Genomic DNA, 19,952 nt, shown 5'->3' with positions numbered 1-19,952 from the left:
GCAATGAAATATCATACCTTATAAAGGTGCACTGTATTTACTGGATTAGGATATAAGTGAACAGCCTGATTAATCTCAGGAACGACAATCAATGTTACTGTTATAAAGTATTTTTCTCCGCGTTCTTTGCGCCTCTGCGGTAAAATTATTTGAATTGATAATAGTCTAATCATGCCGCTTTCCGAATTTGACATCATTACCCGTTATTTCGCCCAGGCTACGCCCGGGCGTGAGGATGTGGTGCTGGGGATTGGCGATGATGCGGCGTTGATCGATCCGCCCGCGGGTCAGCAGCTGGTGGTGGCGATCGATACGCTGGTGGCGGGGGTGCATTTTCCGCTTGATACCGATCCTTATGACATCGGCTGGAAGGCGCTGGCAGTGAATCTCAGTGATCTGGCGGCGATGGGGGCCCAGTCGGCCTGGCTGACGCTGGCGCTGACGCTCGAACAAGGTGATGACCATTGGCTGGCGGCGTTCAGCCGGGGCCTGGCGGATCTGGCCGGGCAATACGGTCTGCAGCTGGTTGGTGGGGATACCACGCGCGGTCCGTTGACGGTCACGGTGCAGGTCGCCGGTTATCTGCCGTCCGGGCAGGCCCTGACACGCGAGGGCGCGGCGCCGGATGATGAGATCTGGGTTTCCGGCACGCTCGGTGATGCCGCGCTGGGTTTGCGGATTGCGCAGGGTCAGCTGCAAGCGGATGATTCAGTGAAGGCGACATTATGCCGTCGGCTCAACCGGCCTCAACCCCGGCTGCCACTGGGCATCGCGCTACGCGGTATTGCCAGTAGCTGTATCGATATCTCTGATGGCTTGCTGGCCGATCTCGGGCATTTGTGCGCGGCGGCCGATTGCGGTGCTGGTCTGCAATACGCCGATTTGCCGTTGTCGTCTGCGGCCCATGACCTGATCGCCGCTGATCCCGCGCTCGGCGATCTGCCGCTGATCGGCGGTGATGATTATGAGCTCTGTTTCACCGCACCGGCCAAACGGCATGGGGATATCCAGGCGCTTGCCGCTCAACTGGCTTGCCCGTTGACCTGTATCGGGCGGATCGAGGCCGAACCCGGAATACGTTGTTTTGAGGAGGATGGCCGACCGAGGCCTGTAACCGGTCAGGGCTATCGCCATTTTAACGAGTCAAATTGATGCGAACCCCGGTTGATCCCCGATTGTTAATGAACCCGGTTCATCTGTTGAGCCTGGGGTTTGGCAGCGGCCTGGCACCGAAAGCGCCGGGCACGGCCGGAACCCTGGTGGCGATTCCGGTTTATCTGTTGATGGCGGGGCTGACGCCGGTCGCCTATTTACTGGTCACGCTATTCCTTTTATATATAGGCATTCATCTTTGTCAGGCCACCGCGCAGCGGCTGGGTGTGCATGATCACCCGGCTATCGTCTGGGACGAGATTGTCGGTTATCTGTTGACCATGGTTGCCGCGCCGTTCGATTGGGTCTGGATTGTGGCGGGATTTGCCCTGTTTCGCCTGTTTGATGTCTGGAAGCCCTGGCCCATCGGTTTTCTGGATCGACGCGTCTCGGGCGGGATCGGTATCATGCTGGATGATCTGCTGGCGGCGGTGTACGCCTCGATCGTATTGCATTTGACCATTTATCTGACAGGAGGCACTTTATGAAAGGAATAATAACAGTCAGCCTGTTTTTTCTGAGTGCCCTGGCGCAGGCGGGGGAGGTGGAAATCGTCAAGGTCGAACTGCTCGAACAGGCGCCACAGAACTGGCGTGCCCACGTGACCCTCAAACATGCGGACACCGGTTGGGACCATTATGCCGACGGCTGGCGGGTGGTGACACCCGAGGGTAAAGAGCTCGGTCATCGCACCCTGCATCATCCGCATGTCAACGAGCAGCCGTTTACCCGGAGCCTGTCGGGGATCGCGATTGCGGATGACATGACGGAAGTGATGGTGGAAGCGCACGACAAGGTACACGGCTGGTCTGCCGATCGGGTACGTATCGATCTGCAACAGGCTAGCGGCGATCGCTATCGGGTAGAACGGCGCTAACGGTGTTTTACTCGTCTCGCCAATGGTTGCTGACAACGCTGATGTTGGCGGGGAGCCTGCTGGCCCACGCCGCCGATTTGCAAATACAGGGACTGTTTCGCGATATGGCGATCCTGGAGGTCGACGGGGTGCAATACACCCTGCGGCCGGGGGATACCACGCCGCAGGGGATCAAGCTGATTCGCGCTGACAGCGAGCAGGCGGTACTGGAAATCGATGGCCGGCAGGAAACGTATCAGCTTGGCAGCGAGATCAGTACGGCTTACTCCCGACCCGAAATGGCCGAGGCGGTCATCTACCGCCGGCAGGATATGTATTTTGGCAGCGGTAGTATTAACAACCAGTCAGTCAGCTTTATAGTGGATACCGGTGCCAGCGCCATCTCCATGAACGAGGCCCAGGCCCGGCGTCTGGGCATCGACTTTCGGGTGGTCGGTGATCCCATCCATGTCTCCACCGCCAATGGACTGGCCCGGGCTTACAAGGTGAATCTGGACCGGGTCAAGGTCGGCGATATCCAGCTGCACAACGTCACCGGTATCGTCCATGAAGGCGGCTCACCCCGGATCATCCTGCTGGGTATGTCCTTCCTCGGCCAGCTTGAAATGCAACGCGACGGCGAGCGGCTGGTGCTGAAAAAGAAATGGTGAGGATAGTGATAATTTTGAATGTTGAATTTTAAATTCTGAATTGCAGTCTTTGTCGTAATTTAAAATTCATCATTCAAAATTCAGCATTGCCTCGCGTGGCGAGGCTCAGGCTTTTTTGTCTTTTTCGATCAGCGCGTAGGCGGAGTGGTTGTGGATGGATTCGAAGTTTTCGGATTCGACCACGTAGTAACTGACGCGCTTGTCGGCGTTCAGGCGTGCGGCGACGTCGCGGACCATATCCTCGACGAACTTGGGATTGTCATAGGCCCGTTCGGTAACGACTTTTTCGTCCGGGCGCTTGAGCAGGCCATAGAGCTCGCAGGAGGCTTCCGACTCGACCAGCTCGATGAGTTCCTCGACCCAGACGAACTCCTCGATGCGCGCGGCAACGGTGACATGGGAACGCTGGTTATGCGCGCCGTAGTCGGAAATATTTTTTGAGCAGGGGCAGAGGCTGGTGACGGGCACGATGACCTTGAGCGTCATCTGGACCTCGCCGTCGTGAATTTCGCCGATGAAGCTGACGTCATAGTCCATCAGGCTTTCCACACCGGAGATGGGCGCCTTCTTGTTGATGAAGTAGGGGAAGGCCATCTCGATGTGGCCTGACTCGGCTTCCAGTTTCTCGGCCATCTCGGCCAGCATTTCCTTGAAGGACTGCACCGAAATTTCGCGTTCGTGGTTATTGAGAATATCCACGAACCGGGACATGTGGGTGCCCTTGAAGTTGTGCGGCAGATTGACGTACATGTTGAACGAGGCCACGGTGTGCTGCTCGCCCTCGTTGCGATCGCGGATACGCACCGGATGACGAATGTCCTTGATGCCGACCTTGTTGATCGGAATCCGGCGGGTGTCGGCGCTGCTTTGTACGTCTTCGATGGGGTCGGTTACGGCATTCATTTCAAGTCTCGTCCTCTGTGTAGGTGACGCAGGCCCGATCGGTTTCCCAGATCGTCACGGCGTTCACTTTCACCACATCGGAATTCAATGATTCCGACAGTTTGCTGTGGAAAAACGCGGCGATGTTCTCGGCGGTCGGGTTAATACGATCGAACGGGGCAATATCGTTCAGATTGTAGTGATCCAGTCCGCCCAGCAACTCGCGGGTCGCATCCTTGATGTCCTTGAAGTCCATGCCCATGCCGACCCGATCCAGGGCGCTGGCCTGCACATGCACTTCCACTTTCCAGTTATGACCATGGAGCCGGTTACAGACACCTTCGTAGTCGCGCAGGTAATGTGCGGCGGCAAAGTCGGTGACAATGGTCATGGTGTAGCGTGGCGCCATGTTAGTACCTGAGTGAAGTAGTCGGACTTTACGCGAGTGTCGCGTGTTTGGCAAGGGGCGCTGCGCCCAGTACCGCGATAATCGCCCGGATTATACCCTCCTCATCCAGCCCCGCCGTTGCCAGCAGCTGCTCCCGGCTGCCATGTTCCAGAAACGCGTCGGCGAGCCCCAGATGCAACACGGGTACGGAGTGGGGTTGTTCGGACAGCCATTGGCTCACCGCGCTGCCGGCGCCGCCGTTAACTGCGTTGTCCTCCAGGGTGACCAGCAGATCGTGGTCGGTGGCCAGTTGTTGCAGCAGATCGGTGTCCAGCGGCTTGATAAAGCGCATATTGGCCACTGTGGCATCCAGTGCTTCGGCGGCGGCCAGGGCGTTGCCCAGCAGGGCGCCGAAGGAGAGTATTGCGACGCGCTTGCCCTGTCGGCGCAGCTCGCCGCGACCCACTTCCAGCGGCGCCAGGTCGGACTCCACAGCCACGCCCATCCCGGTACCACGCGGATAGCGCACGGCTGCCGGGCTCTCCAGCTGGAAGCCGGTGCTCAGCATCTGGCGACACTCATTCTCGTCAGCAGGGGCCATAATGGTCAAGTTGGGGATGGCGCGCAGATAACTCAAGTCGAAACTGCCGGCATGAGTGGCGCCGTCGGGACCGACAATGCCGGCCCGGTCGATGGCGAACAGCACCGGGAGGTTCTGGATCGCGATGTCGTGAATCAGTTGATCATAGGCGCGCTGTAAAAAGGTGGAGTAAATGGCGACCACCGGTTTCATGCCGTCGGCGGCCAGGCCGCCGGCGAGGGTGACCGCATGCTGCTCGGCAATGCCCACGTCAAAATAACGATCCGGGTACTGTTCGGAGAAGGCGACCAGCCCGGAGCCCTCGCGCATGGCCGGGGTGATGCCGACCAGCCGTTCGTCGGCGGCCGCCATGTCGCACAACCATTGGCCGAAGACCTCGGTGTAGGTGGGACCGCTGGCCGGGCTGCCGGCATGGGGCTTGCCGCTGTCGATATCGAACGGCCGTACCCCGTGATAGGTGCAGGGGTTGTCCTCGGCCGGGGCATAGCCCTTGCCCTTTTTGGTGACAATGTGCAAAAACTGCGGCCCCTTGAGCTGGCGCAGGTTGCGCAGGGTCTTGATCAGCGTATTGAGATCGTGACCGTCGACGGGGCCGATGTAATTGAAACCCAGCTCCTCGAACAGGGTGCCGGGAATCATCATGCCTTTCATATGCTCTTCGGCACGACGCGCCAGCTCCCACACCGAGGGCATGACGCTGAGCACTTTTTTACTGCCCTCGCGCATTGAGGCATACAGCCGGCCGGAGAGGATCCGTGCCAGATGGTTGGCCAGCCCGCCCACATTGGGCGAGATGGACATGTCGTTGTCGTTGAGGATCACCAGCAGGTTGGCGTCCATGTCGCCGGCGTGGTTCAGCGCCTCGAAGGCCATGCCGGCGGTCAGCGCGCCGTCGCCGATGACCGCCACGGCGCGGCGATCGCTTTTTTGCTGGCGGGCGGCCAGGGCCATGCCCAGCGCCGCGCTCACCGAGGTGCTGGAGTGACCGACGCCGAAGGTGTCGTATTCACTCTCTTCACGGCGCGGGAATCCGCTGATGCCGTCTTTCTGGCGCAGGGTCGACATGCGCTCGCGGCGGCCGGTGAGGATCTTGTGCGGATAACTCTGGTGACCGACATCCCAGACCAGCCGGTCCTCGGGGGTGTCGTACACATAATGCAGGGCCAGGGTCAGTTCGATGGTGCCGAGGCTGGCGGCCAGATGCCCGCCGGTGCGGCTGACCGATTCGATCAAAAACCGGCGCAGTTCATCGGCCAGGGGCAGCAGCTCCGTCTGTTCGAATTCGCGCAGATCGGCCGGCGTATCGATACGGTGCAACAACGGATAAACGGCGGAATCGGACATCGGGGTCAGGTCATCAGAACAGGTGGCGAATGAAGGGGGTGATTATAGCAACTTGCGCCGGGTTTGTGCCGGTCGTGATGATCAATGTTTGCGCTGCACGATATAACGGGCAATCCAGCGCAATGCTTCGGCCTGGTCATTCCAGGTGGCCAGGCTGCCCAGGGCGTCGTCGACCAGCTCGGCCGCCAGCTCTTTGGCGCCGTCCAGGCCGAGCAGGGCGGGGTAGGTGGGCTTGTTGCGAGCCAGATCAGCCCCGTGGGTCTTGCCCAGCGTCTCGGTATCGCCTTCCACATCCAGCACGTCATCCTGGATCTGAAACGCCAGGCCGATGCACTTGGCATAGTGATCCAGCTGTTTGAGTGTGGGTTTATCGATGCCAGGCCGACACAGGGCGCCGAGCTTGACGCTGGCACGGATCAGGGCCCCGGTCTTGTGGACGTGCATGTTTTCCAGTTCGGCGACATTCAGCTCCCGGCCAACGGCGCCCAGATCGATGGCCTGACCCCCGGCCATGCCGCGCGATCCGCTGGCCAGCGCCAGATCATCGAGCATCTGCAGGCGTTGTTCGGCGGGAATGTGCGGATCGAGATGCCGGGCCAGGACGTAAAAGGCCAGTGATTGCAGGGCATCGCCGCAGAGAATGGCGGTGGCTTCATCGAAGGCCTTGTGCACCGTGGGCTGGCCGCGGCGCAGATCGTCGTCATCCATGGCCGGCAGATCGTCGTGGACCAGGGAATAGGCATGAATCAGCTCCACGGCCGTTGCCGGTGCATCGAGCTGGTCGGATTCAACGCCCAGAGCGCGACCGGCGGCGTAGGTGAGTACCGGGCGAATCCGTTTCCCTCCGTTGAACACGGCATAGCGCATCGCCTGGTGCAGGCTTTGCGGCAGGGTCTCCGCCGCGGGTAGCCAGCGATCCAGCGCGCTGTCGGCGCGCTGGCGCCACTGTTCGATCAGTGCCTCGGTCACGGTTTACTGGTCGTCCGGTTCAAAAGGCGCCAGCTCTTCCTGGCCGTTTTGCTGGAGCAGCTGTTCGACTTTCTGTTCCGCGGTTTTCAGCGCCTGTTGGCAGTTGCGGGTCAGGGCCACGCCGCGTTCGAAATCCTTGAGCGACTGTTCGAGGGTCTGATCCCCCTGTTCCATGCGCTCCACCAGCGCCTCCAGTTCCGCCAGGGATTTTTCGAAATCGGGCGAGGCGGTTTTGGCCGTCGCCTTTTTACTGGTTTTCTTTTTACTATCTTTTTGGCTCACGGCACATATACTCTGAAGTTCGGGTAGTTGCAGCGCATTTCGGGCGCAGGGTCTAATGATAGGGGGATTTATCCGCCGAAAACAGCCCCGTAACAAGGACATTGTCCCGCTACGGTTTAAATCGACGCCGTGCGGCCCCATGCAGCAGGGCAAGGCGCCAGCGCAGGATTTAGACTGAGTCTTGACAGGGGGACCCCGCTGGTCTATTTTAGTATCACGATTTAGACAGAGTCTAAATTTTTGATTTTTCATTAAGTTCTTGATAAATGGAGGAAACGATAATGGCAGAACTGAAAGGCAGCAAGACCGAACAGAGTCTGAAGGACGCCTTCTCTGGCGAATCCCAGGCTAACCGTCGCTACCTGTACTTCGCGGCCAAAGCCGACGTCGAAGGCTACAACGATGTCTCCGCCGTCTTCCGCTCCACTGCGGAAGGTGAAACCGGCCACGCCCATGGTCATCTGGAATACCTGGAAGCCTCCGGCGACCCGGCGACCGGTCTGCCGATCGGCGGTACCGGGGACAACCTGAAAGCCGCGATTGCCGGCGAAACCCACGAATACACCGACATGTATCCGGGGATGGCCAAGACCGCGCGCGACGAAGGCTTCGATGAAGTCGCCGACTGGTTCGAAACCCTGGCCAAGGCGGAACGCTCTCACGCGAACCGTTTCCAGAAGGCCCTGGACAACCTGGATTCCTGATCCGGCGTTGCACTTGAAAAGAGCCGGGATCAGAACCCTGATCCCGGTTTTTCAAATTCCGTTTCACCCAATTTAATAACAACGGGGAGCTCTCATGGCCGGTTCAAACGCTCGTGAAGGTAGTCTCGATGCACCAACCCGTCACCCGCTTGACTGGAAAAGTGAGTCGTTCTATGACGAACAGGCACTCAACGAAGAGCTGGAAAGGGTCTTCGATATCTGCCACGGGTGTCGTCGCTGTGTGAGCCTGTGCCACTCTTTCCCGACGTTGTTCGACCTGGTGGACGAATCCGAGACCATGGAAGTCGATGGTGTCGCCAAGGAAGATTACTGGAAAGTCGTGGAGCACTGTTATCTGTGCGATCTGTGTTACATGACCAAATGTCCTTATGTGCCGCCGCACGAATGGAATGTGGACTTTCCACACCTGATGTTGCGCGCCAAGGCCGTCAAATTCAAAAAAGAGGGTACGAGTTTCCGCAACAAGATACTCTCTTCGACCGATACGGTCGGCAGGATCGCCGGCATCCCGGTGGTCGCCCAGACCGTCAATACCGTGAATAATACCAAGCCGCTGCGCAAGCTGATGCAGCCTGTCACCGGCATTCACGCCGAGGCCACGTTGCCGCGGTTTGAAAGTAAGTCGTATCGCCAGCGCTTCAAGGGCAGCGGCGACATGCAGGCCGATCCCGGCGAGACCACCCGGGGCAAGGTGGCCATGTTTGCGACCTGCTACGGCAATCGCAATGAGCCGGGCATGAATGAAGACATGGTCGCCGTGCTGGAACACAACGGCATCCCGGTGGTGCTGGCCGAGAAAGAACAGTGTTGCGGTATGCCCAAGCTGGAACTGGGCGATCTGGAATCGGTTGCCGCGGCCAAGGAAGCCAATATTCCGGTGCTGGCCAAACTGGTGGATGAAGGTTATGACCTGGTCGCGCCGATTCCCTCTTGCGCGCTGATGTTCAAGCAGGAACTGCCGCTAATGTTTCCCGATGACGAGGATGTCAAAAAAGTCCAGCAGGCCTTTTACGATCCGTTCGAATACCTGATGCTGCGCCACAAGGAAGGCAAACTGAAGACCGAGTTCCCCAACAAACTGGGCAAGGTTGCCTATCACGTGGCCTGTCACCAGCGGGTACAGAACATCGGTCTGAAAACCCGGGACGCTCTGAAGCTGGTGCCGGATACCGAGATTGAAGTCATCGAGCGCTGCTCCGGTCATGATGGTACCTACGCGGTGAAACAGGAGTATCACGAGATTTCCATGAAAATCTGCCGCCCGGTGGTCAACAAGGTCAAACAGGCCGAACCGGACCACTATACCAGCGACTGCGTCATGGCCGGCCACCAGATCGAAAACGGCCTGCGTGACGGTTCGCATCCCGAACACCCGATGACCCTGCTACGGGTTGCTTACGGCATATAAGCAACAGGGCCGAGGGCCGAGGGACGAGTTACGAGGGACGAGGAAAAGCACTCACCACCAAGACGCCAAGACACGAAGATTAATTTTTTGCTTGGTGTCTTTGTGTCTTGGTGGTGAGATTTTAGTTACTTTGTTGTTGACCGAATACACAAGCCGATTCGAGAGGTTCGATAATGGATAAGTTGACACGTGACGATCTGATGTCGCTGGAAGAGTATGCGAAACAACGCAAGGATTTCCGCAATCAGGTGCTGGCGCATAAAACGTATCGCAAGGTTCGTCTGTCGGAGAATGCGACTCTGTACTTCGAGGATCGGCTGACTATCCAGTACCAGATTCAGGAGATGTTGCGGGTTGAGCGCATTTTTGAACAGGAAGGGATCCAGGAAGAGCTGGATGCCTACAATCCGTTAATTCCCGATGGCAGCAACCTCAAAGCCACCTTCATGATCGAATACGAAGATGAACAGGAGCGCAAAAAAGCGCTGACCCAGCTGATCGGTGTGGAAGACAAGGTGTGGGTTCAGATCGAAGGCCACGACAAGGCTTATGCCATTGCCGACGAGGACATGGAACGTGAAGACGAGACCAAGACTTCGTCGGTACACTTTATGCGTTTTGAGTTCGAACCGGCCATGGTCGAAGCGGTCAAGGGCGGCGCCGCCATCAACATGGGAGTCGATCACGAGAACCTGACAACCAGCGTTACGCCGGTCAGCGAAGACACCCGCAAGGCGCTGGTGTCCGACTTCCAGACTGGCGGGCAAAACTGATGCCGATTTCGGTCACTTCCAGGCCGACCAGATCGATCTCCGAATCGATGCCGTTGGTGCCGAGATATCGGACACCGCTGTTGGCCTGGATATAGCGGTTGGCACTGACCGCCCCGGCCCATTTTTCCGCCGAGAAGCCGACATTCAGGGCGCCGTTGCCGATCACATCGAGCCGCTTGCCGTCGGCACGGCTGGCCGCCGCATCCATGCCGGCAAGATCACCGGAATCGTATGCATCGCTGAAGTCCTCGAGGTCCTCCAGCAGATTTTCGTTATCAATCGCCTGCACACCGACACCGGCGGTGAGAGAAAAATCATCCTCGAAGCGCTGGGCGGCGAGCATGGCCGGGTTGGTAAATGGGGCCGAGGCAATGTTGCTGCTGGCCACGCCGGTGGTGCCCATCCCGGCCGAGCGGGCCTCGTAGGTGGCAAAGGGCAGGGCGGCGGCGTTCAGGCTGAATCCCAGCAGGGAGGCAGTGAGTAGCGGGCGTGTCAGTCGCATGGCATCCTCTTTATTCTATTTGGCAAGGGGTCCCGGCGATCCGGTTCCGGGAACAGGTTGGCGAAAAGTGCGTGATTCTGCCGATTTTTTGTTATTATCGGACACTAATCAAATTGCTTTAATAATTAGTATATTACGAGCTATCACCCGTTGCAGCCAGAAATCATCCCACGTAATGCCCATGCGGTCTCCCGCGCCGATATCAGTGAGTATGCTCTCAAGGTGCTGTATCGGTTGAAAAAGGCCGGTTTTGCCGCCTATCTGGTCGGTGGCGGCGTGCGCGATCTATTGTTGCGTCATCAGCCCAAGGATTTCGATGTGGCGACCGACGCCACGCCGGAGGATGTCAAAAAACTGTTTCGCAATTGCCGGCTGATCGGCCGCCGTTTTCGCCTGGCGCATGTCCATTTCGGGCGGGACATCATCGAGGTGGCCACCTTCCGGGCCCAGCATCGGGACGGCGACGAGGACGGGGTGATGACCGATGGGATGATTTTGCGGGATAACGTCTTCGGCACCCTGGAAGAAGATGCCTTTCGTCGCGATTTCACGGTCAATGCGCTGTATTACAACATCGAGGATTTTTCCATCGTCGATTACACCGGCGGCATGGCGGATCTGGAACAACAGCGCTTGCGCATGATTGGGGACCCCGATGTGCGGATTCAGGAGGATCCGGTACGCTTGCTGCGCGCCCTGCGCTTTGCGGCCAAGCTGGACTTCAGCCTCGATCCCGAACTTGAGGGGATGTTTGCCCGCCATGGCGAGCGTCTGCTCGATGTGCCGCCGGCGCGCCTGTTCGAGGAAATGCTGAAACTGTTCATGTCCGGGCATGCGGTGCAGACGTTCGAATTGTTGCTCAAATACGGCCTGTTCCAGTTTCTGTTTCCCCAGACGGCCGAACGGCTGCAAACCGATGGTGGCTATACCCGGCGCTTTATCGAAGCGGGCCTGGCGAATACCGATCGGCGCATTCAGGATGAAAAACCGGTGACCCCGTTCTTTTTGTTCGGGGTACTGTTGTGGCCGCCGGTTCAGCAGCAGGCGGCCCTGTTGCGGGAACAGGATGAATCCGAACTGCAGGCTCTTCACCAGGCGGGACGGGACGTGGTGCAACAGCAGACCCGGCGTATCACCATTCCCAAACGTTTCACCCTGCCGATGAAGGAAACCTGGCAGATGCAGGCGCGTCTGGTCAGACGTCAGGGCAAGCGGGCGGCCCGGCTGCTGGAGCAGTCGCGTTTTCGCGCGGGGTATGATTTTCTGTTGCTGCGTAAACAGGCCGGTGAGCCGCTGGATGAATTATGTGAGTGGTGGACAGAGTTTCAGCAGGCGGATGAAAAAATCCAGCGGGAAATGCTGCAGACCGTGTCGCCGGGTACCAAAAGCCGACGCGGCCGACGGCGCCGGAAAAAACAGACATGATTGACAGCTACATTGCCCTGGGCAGTAATCTCGATGATCCGCTCGCCCAGGTGAGACAGGCAATGTACGAACTGGCACAGCTGCGCGCCTCACGGCTGCGCGCGGCCTCCTCGTTGTATCGTTCGGCGCCGATGGGATCGGCCGATCAGCCGGACTATATCAACGCGGTGGTCGCCCTGGAGACCGAATTGTCACCGCATGCCTTGCTGGATGCCTTGCAGGCGATCGAGCAGGCACATGGACGGGTGCGCGAGGGAGAACGTTGGGGTCCGCGTCCCCTGGATCTGGATGTGTTACTCTATGGCGAGGAAACGATCAACGATCAACGTTTAACCATTCCGCACCCGGGCATGACTGAACGCGCCTTTGTGTTGTTCCCGTTGCAGGAGATCGTCGCGCCCGATTTCACCATTTTGGGCCACGGTTCGCTGCAGGCGCTCCTGTCCCGGATCGCGGCGGATCGGCCGGAGCGTCTGCACGATGCGTGATAGCGGTTCTCTCGGTTATATTGTGGTGGAAGGGCCGATCGGGGTGGGCAAGACCACGCTGGCCCGGCGCCTGGCCGACTCTTTCGGCTCGGATCTGATTCTCGAAGGTGCCGACGAAAACCCCTTTTTGGAACGTTTCTATGAGAACCCCCGTGCCGCCGCCCTGCAGACCCAGCTGTTTTTCCTGTTTCAACGGGTGCGCCAGATCCAAACCCTGCAACAGAGCGATATGTTCGCCCCGGTACGCGTGGCCGATTTTCTGATGGAAAAGGATCGGTTGTTTGCCGAGCTGACCCTGGATGCCGAGGAATTCAAGCTCTATGATCAGGTCTATCAACATATGGCGGTGAGCGGCCCACGTCCCGATCTGGTGGTTTATCTGCAAGCGCCGGTCGAGGTGTTGCGCAAGCGCATTGCCGAACGCGGCCGCGTTTATGAACGCAGTCTGGATCCCAACTATCTGCACCGGCTGAGTGAAAGTTATATGGCGTTTTTTCATGACTATAATGCATCGCCGCTGTTGATCGTCAACGCCGCGGAAATTGACTTTGCCAACAAGGCGCAGGATTATGCGCTGCTGCTGGAGCAGATCAGTAAAATCCGCAGCGGCAGGCACTATTTCAATCCCGGTCCGCTGGAATTATGACTCAGACAGATACCACACCTCCCCCGGATGCCCGCGCGTTGCGCGAGATGAAACAGCGCGGTGAGAAGATCGCGGTGCTGACCGCGTATGACGCGAGTCTGGCCAGTCAGTGCGAACAGGCCGGGGTGGACGTATTACTGGTGGGCGACTCGCTGGGTATGGTGATCCAGGGGCATGATTCGACCTTGCCAGTGAGCATGGCCGATATGATCTATCATACCGGTCATGTCGCACGGGCCCGGCAACGGGCGTTGCTGATCGCCGATATGCCCTATCAAAGTGATACCACGGACGCGTTGGCGCTGGAAAACGGCCGCGCTCTGCTGGCAGCCGGGGCCGACATGGTCAAGCTCGAAGGCGGCGGTGCACTGATACCGCGGGTGAAACATCTGGTTGACAACGGCGTGCCGGTCTGCGGCCATCTCGGGCTGTTGCCCCAGTCGGTGAATGAGCTGGGCGGTTACAAGGTTCAGGGGCGCGATGCCGACGCCGCCCGGCAGATGATCGAGGATGCCGTGGCCCTGGAAGCGGCCGGAGCGGGACTGGTGGTGCTGGAGTGTATCCCGCAACAACTGGCCGCACAGATTACCGCTGCGGTGTCGATTCCCACCATCGGCATCGGCGCGGGCAGCGGCTGCGACGGCCAGGTGCTGGTGATCTATGATCTGCTGGGTATTACCCCGGGTAAACGGCTGCGTTTCGTAAAGGACTTTCTGGGCGAACTGGGCCCGGGCAAGGGCGTTTACGCGGCGATTGCGGAATATGTGCGCCAGGTCAAAGCCGGCGAGTTCCCGCAAGCGGAGCATACCTATCAATAAGCGAACCTTGAGAACACGAAAGGTTCTAAGTAAAACAACGTTTCTCTGGAGAACAGTATGAAAAAACTTCTCGTGGTATTGGCACTGGTGGCCCTGCAGGGTTGTAGCTGGGTCAAGCTGGATCCGGCTGCTGAACAGGTTAAGGTAGTCGAGACGGAACATGTCGAAGGTTGCAAGCTGATGGGCAAGACCACTGTCTCGGTCAAATCCACCGTGGCCGGTGTCGAGCGCAAGGAGGCGACCATGCAGGACGAGTTGGAAACCCTGGCGCGCAACCATGCCGTGGATCTCAAAGGCGATACCATCGTCGCCATCTCCGGTATCGAGAACGGCAAGCGGGTCTATAACGTCTATCGGTGCAAGCAGGCCGACTAAGCGTTCATGCGGATTTTCGATGCCGTACGCGACATGCAGTTGCAAAGCCTGTCGTGGCGGGCCGCCGGCTGGCGCATTGCCTTTGTGCCGACCATGGGCAATTTGCATGAAGGTCACCTGAGCCTGGTGCGCGAGGCTGCGCGCCGGGGCGACAGGGTGGTGGTCAGTATTTTTGTCAACCCGCTGCAATTCAACGACGCCACGGACTACCGGCACTATCCCCGCACGTTTGACCAGGATCGGCAACAGTTGGCGGCGCTGGGTGTGGCGGCCGTATTCGCCCCGGACGAGACGGCCATGTATCCCCAAGGGCGGGAGGCTGTGACCCGGGTGGAGGTGCCGCAGCTGACCTCGGAACTGGAAGGCGCGCATCGCCCCGGTCATTTCACCGGCGTCGCCACGGTAGTGACCAAGCTGTTTCAGGCGGTCTTGCCGGATATCGCCCTGTTCGGCGAGAAGGATTATCAGCAGTTGCTGGTGGTGCGTAAACTGGGGGCCGATCTGAATATGCCCGTGGAAGTGGCCGGCCTGCCGACCTGCCGGGAAGCGGACGGCCTGGCCATGAGCTCGCGTAACGGCGGGCTCAAACCGGCCGAACGCCGGCAGGCACCCGAGTTATACGCCACCCTGCAATGGGTTGGCCAGCAGTGGCGCGCGGGCGAGACCGATTTGAGTGCGCTGGAAGCGGCGGCGATGGCGCGGCTTGCGGATGCCGGGTTCGCCCCCGAATATGTCAGCGTGCGCGATGCGACGACCCTGCGGCCTCCCCGCGCCGGCGCGCCGGCCGTGGTGCTGGGTGCCGCCCGCCTCGGTGAGGTCCGCTTGATCGACAACCTGCGGATCGGCGCCTCGCAGCCGCAAGGCGCCGGCGCTGTCAAGTGATGGCGCTAAAAACACCTTATAAAAGAAGACCTTGTCTGGTAGGAAGCCCCGGGCGGGCATGCTAAAATAAACAGTCCGGAAAAGATTCTCGTATTCAGAGAAGGAAGCGCAGGACCATGATGACCACCATGCTGAAGGCCAAACTGCATCGGGCACGGGTAACCCACTCGGAGCTGGAGTATGAAGGTTCCTGCGCCATCGACGGCAAACTGCTGGAAGTTTCCGGTATCCGCGAATACGAGCAGATCGAAATCTACAACGTCACCAATGGTGAGCGGTTTACCACCTACGCCATCCGCGCCGAAGACGGCTCCGGCATCGTCTCGGTCAACGGCGCCGCCGCGCACAAGGCCAATCCCGGCGATGTGATCATCATCTGCGCCTATGTCGGCCTGGATCAGAAAGAACTGGCCACCTACAAGCCCAAACTCGTCTATCTCGACGAGCACAACAAAATCACCCACACCCGCAATACCATCCCCGTCCAGGTCGCCTGACCTTCGTTCCCGTTTGTTGGCGAGTTTCAGGGTAATGTCTCTTTCCCCTGACGCTCTGGAAAATAACGCAGAGGACGCAAAGGCGCGGAGGACGTAAAGTAATTTTGAATTCTGAATGATGAATTTTGAATTGGTTAGTGAATACCGTCACTCAAAACTCAACATTGAAAATTGTCACTTTAATTAGAAAATGACCTCCTTTGAACCGGCAAGTTCTATAAGGAGGCCATTATGAGAGAGTGGTAGGCCGGACATAGCAACGCGGTGTCCGGCAATCGGCTAAAGACAATCTCGGATGTCGCCAACAGCGCAAAACCCGATTTAGACGAAATAACATGAACTTCCTTACATATTTTCTGCATCTTTTTGTCATACATAAATTTGTTGTGCCCCGAAAAGGCTTTGATCAAAATGCGCCGGGTTGATTTGTTCGCTGGCGGGTTGCATCGGTATTCGCTTATAAGGTAATGTTTTTGTAAAGTGGTAGCTGGATGTTTTACCACCAGAACAACGACGCAGGTTTTCCCGGTGTCGTCTATTAGATAATAACGATATAGATCGAAATATCATAAGAGCTGTAAGGAGAATGAGTATGCATACGGTAACGAATTTTGTAAAAGGCGGACTGGTTTCGGTTGTACTTGCTACTGTCTTTCTGGGGCAGACTGCCCTGGCGGGGCCGATGGATCCGGATCACAAGGTGATTATCCAGGTCAGTACGGATGATGCCCGCACCCAGAAGATTGCCCTGAATAATGCTGCAAACCTGCAAAAAGCGTACGGCATGGATAATGTTGACGTGCAGATTGTTGCCTATGGGCCGGGACTGAGCCTGCTTACCAAAAACGGTGCAAATGCCTCGCGCGTTGAGAGCATGGCCATGCAGAATATCAACTTCAATGCCTGCGCCAATACCATGGCCAAGATCGAGAGCAAAAAAGGTAAAAAGCCGGCCCTGGCCGAAGGTGTTGAAGTGGTTCCCGGCGGCGTTGCCCGGATCACCGAGCTGCAGGAACAGGGTTACACCTACATTCGTCCGTAACCGTGTTTTACGGACAAGCTCGACTGCACAAAGGGCCGGTTTACCGGCCCTTTTCTATTTTTAAAAAGCTCTGTAACGCAGAGGCGCAAAGGCGCAGAGTGTGTGAAAATATAATTTTGAATGTTGAATTCTAGATTTTGAATTTCAGGAACGATTTCCATTCACAATTCAACATTTAAAATTCAAAATTATTTTTTCTCCGCGCCTCTGCGGTGAAGATCTTTTATTAACCAGTGTTGCGCATTCCCGCGGCGATAGCGTTGATGCTGCGCAACAGCGGATTGAGCCAGTGGTTGCGTTCTTCCTCGCTGCACGACTCGTCGCGGAAGCGTTCGATGAGGATGCGCTGGATCTGGTTGAGGGGATCCAGATAGGGATTGCGTCGGGTGAGGGAGAGGGCGAGGTTGGGGGTTTCGGCCATCAACTCCTGCAGCCGGGCGGCCTCGAGTACGCGCAGGCGGGTGCGGTTGTACTCGGCGTTGATCATCTTGTAGATGGTGTCCGCGGTTTTCGGGTCCTTGCACAGATCGGCGTAGTCGCGGGCGATGTGCATGTCGGCCTTGAACAGCGACATCTGGGTATTGCTCAGCAGGGCGCGGAAGAAGGGCCATTGATGGTACATCTCCTGCAGCTTTTGCAGTTTTTCCGGACTGCGACCGACCCATTTTTCCAGTGCCATGCCGATGCCGTACCACGCGGGGATCGTATGGCGCGACTGGGCCCAGCCGAAGACCCAGGCGATGGCGCGCACTGACTCCTTGGAGCGATCGGTTTTCTTGCGGTGCGAGGGACGCGAGCCGATGTTGAGCAGGCCGATTTCCGACACCGGGGTGGCCTCGTAGAAGTAATCCAGAAAGCCGGGCGTGTTGTCGGTCAGTTCGCGATAATGTTGTTCACCGGTTTTGGCCAGTTGCGCCATGATATCCAGGTATTCCGGATTATCCGGCGGCGGTGGTTCGATCAGGTTGCGGCTGGCCTTGAGCAGTCCGGTAATGCCCATGGTCAGCTCGTAAACGGCGGTCTCCTGGTTGCTGTATTTATAGGAGAGCACTTCACCCTGTTCGGTGAACTTGATCTCGCCGTGCACGGTGCCGGTCGGTTGCGACAGGATCGAATCATGGGTCGGACCGCCGCCGCGGCCCATGGTGCCGCCGCGACCGTGGAACAGGCGCAAGCGGATCCCGCGTTGCTGGGTCAGGGCGGTGATCTGCTGCTGGGCCTGATACAGATTCCAGGTGGAGGCGAGAATGCCGCCGTCCTTGCAAGAGTCGGAATAACCCAGCATCACTTCCTGGGTGTTGTCCGCGGCATTGAGCAGTTCGGTATAGGTCGGGATATCCAGCAGTTTGTTCATCACCGGTTCGATATGTGCCAGATCGTTGACCGTCTCGAACAGCGGCGAAATATGAATATGGCAGAACGGCTTGCCGTCACGGTAGCCGGCCAGTCCGGCCAGCCAGCCGAGGAACATCACTTCCAGCACATGGCTGGCCTGATGGGTCATGGAGATAACGTAACTGCCGAAGGTGTGCGGGCTGACTTCTTCGCGTAGACGGGTCATGACCTGGAACACCTCGAAGGTCTCCCGACTCATCTCGCTCAGTTTTTCGGTGTCGATCTCCGCGGGCGACTGGCGAATCAGTTCGGCCAGTTTGTGCAGCCGGCCATCTTCATCCAGTGCGCTATAGTCGCTGCCGTCGATCTGGTGAATGATTTCGCTGACCGTTTCGGTGTGGATGGTCGATTCCTGGCGAATATCCAGATGGGCCAGATAGAACCCGAAGGTTTCCACCAGCCGGGTCAGGTTCTGCAATTCACCGTCGGCGATGACCTTGTCGCCGTGACTGATGAGCGAATCGCGGATCAGATAGAGATCCTTGAGCAGCTCATGTTCGTTGATATAACCGCAACCCAGTCCGACATACTCGGCATCGGCGATGCGTGACTGCAGCTTGTCCAGGGTCGCCTGCAGTCGCTTGTGCATGAGGAACAGCTTGCGCCGATAGGGTTCCTGTTTAAAACGGTGAGGATGGTCGGCAAAGATGTGCGGATAGCGCTGTTCATCCGCTTGCAGGCTGTCGTTAAAGGCCGCGTTGGGTTCACACAGCTGGGAAGAGTGGGTCAGGGTCCGGCTCAGGCGGCGGACGCGCTCGGCGTATTCCTCCACGGCGGCGTGAGCCATCATGTTGACGGCCTTGACGGTGGTTTGCGGTTTGACGAACGGATTACCGTCGCGGTCGCCGCCGATCCAGGAGCCGAAGCGAATGAAACTTGGTACGCTCACCCCATGGTCACGGCCGTAGATGTGGTTAAGGGATTTTTCCAGATTGCGGTAGGTGTCCGGCACCGCGTCGAACAGCGATTCCTTGAAGTAATAGAGCCCGTTTTTGACCTCGTCCAGCACTTGCGGTTTGTCCACCCGGACCTCGTTGGTTTTGTACAGGATCCGGATATGGCGGCGCAGTTTTTCCTGGATTTCCTCACGCTGATTAAGCGTCAGGCCGGGGATGTCCAGCTCTTCGCTGATCACGAAGATGCGCCGCAGGGCCTCAAGGATGGTGCGGCGTTTCGCCTCGGTCGGATGAGCGGTGAAGACGGGAATGTAGGCCAGCCGATCCAGCAGGGTCTGGATCTGCGCCGGTTCGATGCCGTCGCCTTCCAGCTCTTTTAATATGGCGTGGTAGGATCCTTTCCAGGTAGGGCCGGTTTTAGCGGCGTCACGACGGCGCATGCGATGCTGGAAGGACTCTTCGGCGATATTGACCAGACTGAAATAGATGGCGAAGGCGCGCACCACATGCACGAGGGTTTCGGCATCGAGTGTGGCGGTATACTCGGCCAGCTTGTGGCGCTTGTGCGGATTGTCCGTATTGCGCAGGCTGATATGGCCCTTGCGCAAGGTCTCCACGGCGTTGAACACCTGCTCCCCGGCGTGCTCCCGCAGGATCTCGCCAAGGATGTTGCCGAACAGTTTGACCCGGGAACGCAACGGTTTGTCGTGCACAGGCCGACTGCCGGTTTGACGGGACCCGTCTTGCGAGGATTTTTTTTCTGCCGCCATGGTGGTTTGACTGTATCGGTTACAAAATGACCGCACATTATAGCCGCCAAACTGAGGAGTGTGTCCCTTGACGGAATTTTTTCTGTATGATCCGAAAAGGCTGGGAACAATGGTTGCCTTGCCGGGGCAGCGTGTTAGTATCTTTATAAACACCGTAAGTTAATG

The 19,952-nt window shown here is 58.0% G+C and carries 22 protein-coding genes; 15 read left to right on the top strand and 7 right to left on the bottom strand.

Translation table 11 applies throughout. The features are described 5' to 3' along the window. Positions 1-171 precede the first annotated feature (171 nt). From thiL to U5J94_RS13720, 4 genes are read left to right on the top strand one after another with little or no spacing between them, the layout of a single operon-like run. Positions 172-1,152 carry a thiamine-phosphate kinase gene (thiL, locus tag U5J94_RS13735; RefSeq protein WP_322566186.1) on the top strand — a complete coding sequence of 327 codons (981 nt, stop codon included), beginning with the start codon at positions 172-174 and terminating at the stop codon, positions 1,150-1,152. Next, on the top strand, positions 1,152-1,640 hold the full coding sequence (locus U5J94_RS13730; protein WP_322566185.1) for a phosphatidylglycerophosphatase A: 489 nt from the start codon (positions 1,152-1,154) through the stop codon (positions 1,638-1,640). The genes thiL and U5J94_RS13730 overlap by 1 nt, the downstream gene beginning before the upstream one ends. After that, entirely contained in the window at positions 1,637-2,029 is a 393-nt protein-coding gene (locus U5J94_RS13725; RefSeq protein WP_322566184.1) for a hypothetical protein, read from the top strand. Before U5J94_RS13730 ends, U5J94_RS13725 begins: the two co-directional genes overlap by 4 nt. 2 nt (positions 2,030-2,031) lie before the next feature. Then, positions 2,032-2,679 (top strand): retropepsin-like aspartic protease family protein, encoded by a 648-nt coding sequence (locus tag U5J94_RS13720; protein ID WP_322566183.1) that lies wholly within the window; start codon positions 2,032-2,034, stop codon positions 2,677-2,679. 105 nt (positions 2,680-2,784) lie between these two features. On the opposite strand, the gene folE2 is transcribed toward U5J94_RS13720, so the two are convergent. The 5 genes from folE2 to U5J94_RS13695 form a co-directional block, all read right to left on the bottom strand. Continuing rightward, the gene (gene folE2 / locus U5J94_RS13715) at positions 2,785-3,582 is read right to left on the bottom strand and encodes a GTP cyclohydrolase FolE2 (protein WP_322566182.1); all 798 of its coding nucleotides are present in this window, start codon (positions 3,580-3,582) and stop codon (positions 2,785-2,787) included. Position 3,583: 1 nt separating this feature from the next. Continuing rightward, complete coding sequence (queD, locus tag U5J94_RS13710) at positions 3,584-3,970, bottom strand: 6-carboxytetrahydropterin synthase QueD (RefSeq protein ID WP_322566181.1); 387 nt, start codon at positions 3,968-3,970, stop codon at positions 3,584-3,586. Positions 3,971-3,998: 28 nt separating this feature from the next. Next, the gene (gene dxs / locus U5J94_RS13705) at positions 3,999-5,894 is read right to left on the bottom strand and encodes a 1-deoxy-D-xylulose-5-phosphate synthase (protein ID WP_322566180.1); all 1,896 of its coding nucleotides are present in this window, start codon (positions 5,892-5,894) and stop codon (positions 3,999-4,001) included. An 81-nt stretch (positions 5,895-5,975) separates the two neighbouring features. Further along, a complete protein-coding gene (gene ispA, locus U5J94_RS13700; RefSeq protein WP_322566179.1) occupies positions 5,976-6,863 on the bottom strand; it encodes a (2E,6E)-farnesyl diphosphate synthase in 888 nt (295 codons plus the stop codon). Between the two features lie 3 nt (positions 6,864-6,866). Continuing rightward, complete coding sequence (locus tag U5J94_RS13695) at positions 6,867-7,145, bottom strand: exodeoxyribonuclease VII small subunit (protein WP_322566178.1); 279 nt, start codon at positions 7,143-7,145, stop codon at positions 6,867-6,869. Positions 7,146-7,426: 281 nt separating this feature from the next. Here U5J94_RS13695 and U5J94_RS13690 point away from each other — a divergent pair, with 281 nt between their 5' ends. The 3 genes from U5J94_RS13690 to U5J94_RS13680 all read left to right on the top strand — a co-directional run bounded on the left by U5J94_RS13690 (position 7,427) and on the right by U5J94_RS13680 (position 10,051). Then, positions 7,427-7,849 carry a rubrerythrin family protein gene (locus U5J94_RS13690; RefSeq protein ID WP_322566177.1) on the top strand — a complete coding sequence of 141 codons (423 nt, stop codon included), beginning with the start codon at positions 7,427-7,429 and terminating at the stop codon, positions 7,847-7,849. Between the two features lie 94 nt (positions 7,850-7,943). Beyond that, complete coding sequence (locus tag U5J94_RS13685; RefSeq protein WP_322566176.1) at positions 7,944-9,278, top strand: heterodisulfide reductase-related iron-sulfur binding cluster; 1,335 nt, start codon at positions 7,944-7,946, stop codon at positions 9,276-9,278. A 173-nt stretch (positions 9,279-9,451) separates the two neighbouring features. Then, positions 9,452-10,051, top strand: a complete 600-nt coding sequence (locus U5J94_RS13680) for a DUF3501 family protein (RefSeq protein ID WP_322566175.1) — start codon at positions 9,452-9,454, stop codon at positions 10,049-10,051. Here U5J94_RS13680 and traF read toward each other — a convergent pair. Continuing rightward, complete coding sequence (gene traF, locus U5J94_RS13675) at positions 9,993-10,553, bottom strand: conjugal transfer protein TraF (RefSeq protein WP_322566174.1); 561 nt, start codon at positions 10,551-10,553, stop codon at positions 9,993-9,995. The two genes, U5J94_RS13680 and traF, sit on opposite strands and share 59 nt — an antisense overlap. Before the next feature lie 150 nt (positions 10,554-10,703). Here traF and pcnB point away from each other — a divergent pair, with 150 nt between their 5' ends. The 8 genes from pcnB (at position 10,704) to U5J94_RS13635 (ending at position 16,726) form a co-directional block, all read left to right on the top strand. After that, positions 10,704-11,978, top strand: coding sequence for a polynucleotide adenylyltransferase PcnB (gene pcnB, locus U5J94_RS13670; RefSeq protein WP_322566173.1), 1,275 nt, complete (start codon positions 10,704-10,706; stop codon positions 11,976-11,978). Further along, positions 11,975-12,466 carry a 2-amino-4-hydroxy-6-hydroxymethyldihydropteridine diphosphokinase gene (gene folK / locus U5J94_RS13665; RefSeq protein ID WP_322566172.1) on the top strand — a complete coding sequence of 164 codons (492 nt, stop codon included), beginning with the start codon at positions 11,975-11,977 and terminating at the stop codon, positions 12,464-12,466. The genes pcnB and folK overlap by 4 nt, the downstream gene beginning before the upstream one ends. Further along, entirely contained in the window at positions 12,459-13,112 is a 654-nt protein-coding gene (locus U5J94_RS13660; protein WP_322566171.1) for a deoxynucleoside kinase, read from the top strand. Before folK ends, U5J94_RS13660 begins: the two co-directional genes overlap by 8 nt. Next, complete coding sequence (gene panB / locus U5J94_RS13655; RefSeq protein WP_322566170.1) at positions 13,109-13,930, top strand: 3-methyl-2-oxobutanoate hydroxymethyltransferase; 822 nt, start codon at positions 13,109-13,111, stop codon at positions 13,928-13,930. Before U5J94_RS13660 ends, panB begins: the two co-directional genes overlap by 4 nt. Positions 13,931-13,987: 57 nt before the next feature. Further along, positions 13,988-14,305, top strand: coding sequence for a DUF4156 domain-containing protein (locus tag U5J94_RS13650; RefSeq protein WP_322566169.1), 318 nt, complete (start codon positions 13,988-13,990; stop codon positions 14,303-14,305). Positions 14,306-14,311: 6 nt separating this feature from the next. Continuing rightward, on the top strand, positions 14,312-15,187 hold the full coding sequence (gene panC, locus U5J94_RS13645) for a pantoate--beta-alanine ligase (RefSeq protein WP_322566168.1): 876 nt from the start codon (positions 14,312-14,314) through the stop codon (positions 15,185-15,187). 116 nt (positions 15,188-15,303) lie between these two features. Further along, the gene (panD, locus tag U5J94_RS13640; protein ID WP_322566167.1) at positions 15,304-15,684 is read left to right on the top strand and encodes an aspartate 1-decarboxylase; all 381 of its coding nucleotides are present in this window, start codon (positions 15,304-15,306) and stop codon (positions 15,682-15,684) included. 592 nt (positions 15,685-16,276) lie between these two features. Then, positions 16,277-16,726 (top strand): DsrE family protein, encoded by a 450-nt coding sequence (locus tag U5J94_RS13635; RefSeq protein WP_322566166.1) that lies wholly within the window; start codon positions 16,277-16,279, stop codon positions 16,724-16,726. 226 nt (positions 16,727-16,952) lie between these two features. Here U5J94_RS13635 and ppc read toward each other — a convergent pair whose 3' ends face one another. Then, on the bottom strand, positions 16,953-19,787 hold the full coding sequence (gene ppc / locus U5J94_RS13630) for a phosphoenolpyruvate carboxylase (protein ID WP_322566165.1): 2,835 nt from the start codon (positions 19,785-19,787) through the stop codon (positions 16,953-16,955). Between the last annotated feature and the right edge of the window lie 165 nt (positions 19,788-19,952).

The sequence above is a fragment of the Thiohalophilus sp. genome, from assembly GCF_034522235.1.
Lineage (GTDB): Bacteria > Pseudomonadota > Gammaproteobacteria > UBA6429 > Thiohalophilaceae > Thiohalophilus.
The sequence above is the reverse complement of the archived record's forward strand: the minus strand, read 5'-3'. Positions and strand labels throughout refer to the sequence as shown.

Excerpts from the sequence above, each read along its gene's own strand:
- traF (WP_322566174.1), bottom strand. The coding sequence starts at position 10,553 with ATGCGACTGACACGCCCGCTACTCACTGCCTCCCTGCTGGGATTCAGC.
- panD (WP_322566167.1), top strand. The coding sequence starts at position 15,304 with ATGATGACCACCATGCTGAAGGCCAAACTGCATCGGGCACGGGTAACC.
- folE2 (WP_322566182.1), bottom strand. The coding sequence starts at position 3,582 with ATGAATGCCGTAACCGACCCCATCGAAGACGTACAAAGCAGCGCCGAC.
- thiL (WP_322566186.1), top strand. The coding sequence starts at position 172 with ATGCCGCTTTCCGAATTTGACATCATTACCCGTTATTTCGCCCAGGCT.
- ppc (WP_322566165.1), bottom strand. The coding sequence starts at position 19,787 with ATGGCGGCAGAAAAAAAATCCTCGCAAGACGGGTCCCGTCAAACCGGC.
- U5J94_RS13660 (WP_322566171.1), top strand. The coding sequence starts at position 12,459 with ATGCGTGATAGCGGTTCTCTCGGTTATATTGTGGTGGAAGGGCCGATC.
- U5J94_RS13635 (WP_322566166.1), top strand. The coding sequence starts at position 16,277 with ATGCATACGGTAACGAATTTTGTAAAAGGCGGACTGGTTTCGGTTGTA.
- dxs (WP_322566180.1), bottom strand. The coding sequence starts at position 5,894 with ATGTCCGATTCCGCCGTTTATCCGTTGTTGCACCGTATCGATACGCCG.
- queD (WP_322566181.1), bottom strand. The coding sequence starts at position 3,970 with ATGGCGCCACGCTACACCATGACCATTGTCACCGACTTTGCCGCCGCA.
- U5J94_RS13680 (WP_322566175.1), top strand. The coding sequence starts at position 9,452 with ATGGATAAGTTGACACGTGACGATCTGATGTCGCTGGAAGAGTATGCG.
- U5J94_RS13685 (WP_322566176.1), top strand. The coding sequence starts at position 7,944 with ATGGCCGGTTCAAACGCTCGTGAAGGTAGTCTCGATGCACCAACCCGT.
- panB (WP_322566170.1), top strand. The coding sequence starts at position 13,109 with ATGACTCAGACAGATACCACACCTCCCCCGGATGCCCGCGCGTTGCGC.
- U5J94_RS13725 (WP_322566184.1), top strand. The coding sequence starts at position 1,637 with ATGAAAGGAATAATAACAGTCAGCCTGTTTTTTCTGAGTGCCCTGGCG.
- panC (WP_322566168.1), top strand. The coding sequence starts at position 14,312 with ATGCGGATTTTCGATGCCGTACGCGACATGCAGTTGCAAAGCCTGTCG.
- U5J94_RS13650 (WP_322566169.1), top strand. The coding sequence starts at position 13,988 with ATGAAAAAACTTCTCGTGGTATTGGCACTGGTGGCCCTGCAGGGTTGT.
- U5J94_RS13730 (WP_322566185.1), top strand. The coding sequence starts at position 1,152 with ATGCGAACCCCGGTTGATCCCCGATTGTTAATGAACCCGGTTCATCTG.
- folK (WP_322566172.1), top strand. The coding sequence starts at position 11,975 with ATGATTGACAGCTACATTGCCCTGGGCAGTAATCTCGATGATCCGCTC.
- U5J94_RS13690 (WP_322566177.1), top strand. The coding sequence starts at position 7,427 with ATGGCAGAACTGAAAGGCAGCAAGACCGAACAGAGTCTGAAGGACGCC.